At 43.5% G+C, this 4,307-nt stretch carries 4 protein-coding genes and 2 tRNA genes; 3 read left to right on the forward strand and 3 right to left on the reverse strand.

The features are described from left to right. The first annotated feature begins 98 nt into the window (after positions 1-98). Positions 99-172: transfer RNA gene (locus tag NLX73_RS24755), tRNA-Pro, on the forward strand. A gap of 9 nt (positions 173-181) precedes the next feature. Next, a tRNA-Gly gene (locus NLX73_RS24760) sits at positions 182-252 on the forward strand. A gap of 203 nt (positions 253-455) precedes the next feature. Here the strand turns inward: NLX73_RS24760 and NLX73_RS24765 are convergent. From NLX73_RS24765 to NLX73_RS24775, 3 genes are all read right to left on the reverse strand, one after another. After that, on the reverse strand, positions 456-1,559 hold the full coding sequence (locus tag NLX73_RS24765) for a PAS domain-containing protein (protein ID WP_254327604.1): 1,104 nt from the start codon (positions 1,557-1,559) through the stop codon (positions 456-458). Next, complete coding sequence (locus NLX73_RS24770; protein WP_016818376.1) at positions 1,552-2,205, reverse strand: response regulator; 654 nt, start codon at positions 2,203-2,205, stop codon at positions 1,552-1,554. The genes NLX73_RS24765 and NLX73_RS24770 overlap by 8 nt, the downstream gene beginning before the upstream one ends. Positions 2,206-2,348: 143 nt before the next feature. Then, the gene (locus NLX73_RS24775; RefSeq protein ID WP_235307008.1) at positions 2,349-2,798 is read right to left on the reverse strand and encodes a GAF domain-containing protein; all 450 of its coding nucleotides are present in this window, start codon (positions 2,796-2,798) and stop codon (positions 2,349-2,351) included. A gap of 299 nt (positions 2,799-3,097) precedes the next feature. Here NLX73_RS24775 and NLX73_RS24780 point away from each other — a divergent pair, with 299 nt between their 5' ends. Continuing rightward, on the forward strand, positions 3,098-3,838 hold the full coding sequence (locus NLX73_RS24780) for a Crp/Fnr family transcriptional regulator (RefSeq protein WP_061832126.1): 741 nt from the start codon (positions 3,098-3,100) through the stop codon (positions 3,836-3,838). The last annotated feature ends 469 nt before the right edge of the window (positions 3,839-4,307 follow it).

Raw genomic sequence — 4,307 nt, forward strand, 5'->3', positions numbered from 1 at the left:
GCCCTTAGCTCAGCTGGATAGAGCGTTTGACTACGAATCAAAAGGCCGGGAGTTCGAATCTCTCAGGGCGCGCCATTTCTTAAAAAAATGTATAATGTCGGGATGTAGCTCAGCTTGGTAGAGCACCTGGTTTGGGACCAGGGGGTCGCATGTTCAAATCGTGTCATCCCGATACTGATTTGCGGGTGTAGTTCAATGGTAGAACTCCAGCCTTCCAAGCTGGTAGCGTGGGTTCGATTCCCATCACCCGCTTTTTGCTATAGCGGATTCTTGTTGCCTCAGTGGTGACACCTTATAAATAAAGAGAGCCTGTCTGGGGACAGAGCTCTCTCTTTTTTTTGTATTTATCCTCATGTAATCCACATTGTGTTGATTATCCATAATCTTCGGTATCGGTGTATATCGTTCTGATCATACAACTGGCATACACCGATAACCGATTTAGTGAACAGTTTTTACACGGGAATGGTCAGCTGGATGGAGGTTCCCTTGTCTGGAGCAGAGGTTATGCTCATAAATCCCCCTACCCCTCTAGCTCGTTCTTCCATACTGAACAATCCAACTCCCTCTCCTTGGGACTTTCCAGAGAATCCAATGCCCTCATCTCGAATGGTCACTTGTATCATTTCATTTTGATCCTCAACGTCGACATATGCCTCTGCTACATCTGCGTATTTGGCTACATTCGTTAATGCCTCCTGTACAATCCGATAAATTGCAATTTCCTTGCGAATATCAACCCGTTTACGTAGATTGCATTGAAAATGCACCTCAATCCCGTAATGAGAACAGAAGTTTTCAATATAGGTTCTTATGGCTGGGACGACACCCAGATCATCCAGAACTGAGGGACGAAGTTCCCACGCTAGACTACGAACATCTTTGATGATGTCGGTCACCTGCGAACGAAGATTCTCCAGAGTAGCACTAGGTTGTTCGGCAAGTTGGCTATCCAATTGGATAATAAGTGAAAACAAGCTTTGCCCTATCCCATCATGCAGCTCTCTTGAAAAGCGTTTACGTTCTTCTTCCTGTATTTGCATGACTTGCGTCATCATAGACTGGAGTTCTGCTTCTACTTTCTTCAGTTTAGTGACCTCATTGCGGATCGCTAAGTACTGATAGGGTTTACCTTCCTCGTCCATAAACGGAACGATCGTAGTATTCACCCAATAGTAGCTGTTATCTTTAGCACGATTACGTATTTCTCCTTGCCATACCTCACCTGAACGGATCGTAGTCCACAGGTTTTTCATGAAGGCAGAGGTATGATAGCCTGAATTAATAAGACGATGATCCTGACCGATCAGCTCTTCACGACTGTATTGCGAAATCTCACAGAACTTGTCGTTTACGTACTGAATAATACCTCGATGATCGGTCAAAGCAACGATGGAAGACGTATCTAAAGCAAATTTCAGATTGGATAATTGGTGGAGTGAGTTACGCAGCGCATGAAGAAAAGGGGATTCTTGTATATAAATTTCCAGATCATTCAGCAGTTTATCGGTTGATTCACCAAAGGCATGCTGCAGTAAAGGGTTAGAAGGTTCATTCATAATGGAGCAGCCCCTTTTTTAGTGCGAATTTGACTAGCTCAGGTCGTGTTTTCAAGTTAAGCTTCTCCATAAGATTGCTTTTATGGGACTCTACGGTTTTGACGCTAATCACCAGGTGCTCGGCAATTTCCTTGTTGGCATATCCTTTGGCTACCCAGGATAGAATCTCTTTTTCCCGCTCAGACAAGGATTCATAGGGTCCGGCTATGCCTTCCTGTTTGATTTTGTCCAGATATTCGCTCATCAGTCGTTTGGTTGCATTCGGGTACAAATAGGCACTACCTTCGGCCACAGACTGGATGGCAGCGAGTAACTCCTCGTGAGGTGCGCTTTTTAAAATATATCCGGATGCTCCAGCTTGAATGGCTCGGAACAGATATTCTTCATCGTCATGCATTGTTAAAATAAGGACTTCTGTATCGGGCAACTGTTTTTTTAATTCAGTAGTTGCCGTGAGACCATCTTTGCCAGGTGGCATGCTAAAATCCATGAGTACGACATTAGGTTGTAGCTCTACTGCTTTGCGGATCGCCTCATCCCCGTCTGCTGCATCTCCTACGACCTTAATACCATTTTTGCCGTCCAATAGGGCCATGAGGCCAGAACGTACGACAACATGATCATCCACTACTAGTATACGAATCAATTTGTCATCCCCTCGAACGGTAAAAAAACCGTGCGTTTTGTCATAATCATAGCAAATTTTAGGGATTTCAATCAACAAAGATAGTTAGGGACAGCCATATCAAGTGTTTTATGAGTTTTATTATCTACAGTAACATTGTTGATCTATGGAGTGAGAGGGTAAGCACATAGTTGGCTAAGGCGTTGAGCGACTTGAGTGGCCTCGGCCACATCAGACTCTGTGAACGTCCTCACATCACGATTACCAAGAAGCAGCACACCGTTAGGCAGATCCCCTGTGCTGGAAAAGGGAATAGCAACAGCAGAGTGAAGCTGCTCGGCCAGCATTAGTGCACACTCCTGACGCAGACGTATACTACCTGATAGTAAAGCACTTACAGTCACGGTACGTCCCAAGCGAACAGCCATCCCGGCAATACCATGGCCAATCTTAAAAGAAATAAGGCGATAGCGATTGCTTCGGCTGCCGGAGGCGTAATACCAATGCAGCTTACCGCCCGACTTGGACATAAATGCAAGGGCAGTGAGATCACTATAAATAGTATCTCTCAACTGGTTCAGTTCTTTTCGCATTTCATCCGTTATTTGTAGCATAGAAGACACATCCTTTTTCATAACCAAACTATATCTCTAATTCATTGTAGTTCCGACAGTTACAAAAGTAGATCAGGGAACCCCCTGATCTATAGGCGCAGGAAACACTGAGTTTTCATGAGGTCGGGTAAGGAGTAAGGAAAAGGTCGATAAATGGGGCGTTAGCTTACCTCGGAAGTGATATTTATCACAGTAAATCAGGGAGTAGGAAGGTATAAAATCAGGTGTTCTCCCGATAACAACCCAGGCATTAAAACATTATGATATAGATATCAGGTAAACACGAGGAGGACGCTAACATGCAAGCCACTTGTATGGAACGGTTTGGGGACGAAGCGGAACGCACGGGAATTCAGATTTATTTGACAGAAGAACATTTTGTTCTGCTAAAAGATATTATGTCCTGGAAGAAGGTAAAGGCAGGCGTTATGCTTTTCCGAGAGGGCGATGATGCAGAGCAGCTTTATTATATACATTCAGGTCATGTTAAACTTCGTAAATCGACAGAAGATGGTAAAGAACTGATTCTGACCATTCAGCATCAAGGTGACTTAATTGGGGAATTTAGCGGGATAGATGGAGAAGAGTATAGTTGCACTGCGGAAACAGCCGATGTGTGTGAGTTAGGCGTTGTGCTTGTTAAGGATCTGGAGTCGCTCTTGTCCAAAAATGGGGAAATGGCACTTCAGTTCATCCAGTGGATGGCGATGAAGCAACGCATTATGCAATCGCGTTTTCGGGACTTACTGTTGTATGGTAAAACTGGAGCGTTAGCGTCTACATTGATCCGTGCTAGCAATACATGTGGCGTGGCTGTGAAGGATGGCATTTTACTAAATATGAAGCTAAGTCACTCCGAATTAGGTGAGATGATTGGAGCGACGCGAGAGAGTGTGAACCGGATGCTGAGCGCGCTGAAAGAGCAGGGAACCCTAGATACAAGGGATGGAAAGATTGTCATTCACGATCTCAAGGTATTACGTGGCATGTGCTGCTGTCCTTCGTACGGCCAATGTGCCCATGAAATTTGTCGCCTCTAATATATGAATACCATTAGGCGGGGTCCAAGAGACTTCGCCTTGCTGCATGTCTTCTAACAATCTAGCACATGGGGTAACGAACAACATAGATTAGAAAAAAACTAATCAACGTCGTATAGCGGCTAATTACCAATAATGTATTTATATTAAATGGAACTGAACACATGACATTTTATGAACTAGCTGTTTTGAAGTAACATTGGAGCTAATAATGGTTGACTAAAAGGTGGAGGGATTTCAAGTTTAAAAAAGGGATTATTTACAAGTTGCTTTCTTTTGCTGAAAATGATATATTATTTGAGCTGACAACAAAACAGCAGTTTCAAAAGTGAAAAGCTTGGGTGAAATGATCTTAAAAAAAAGAAAAAATAACCCTTGCATTTTTGAAACGAACATGATATGATCTTATAGCTGCTGAAAAACGCGGCGAAAGAGAAATGTTTGATCTTTGAAAACTGAACAACGAGTG

It is taken from the genome of Paenibacillus sp. CH40, from assembly GCF_024213605.1.
GTDB classification, from domain to species: Bacteria; Bacillota; Bacilli; order Paenibacillales; family Paenibacillaceae; genus Paenibacillus; species Paenibacillus polymyxa_B.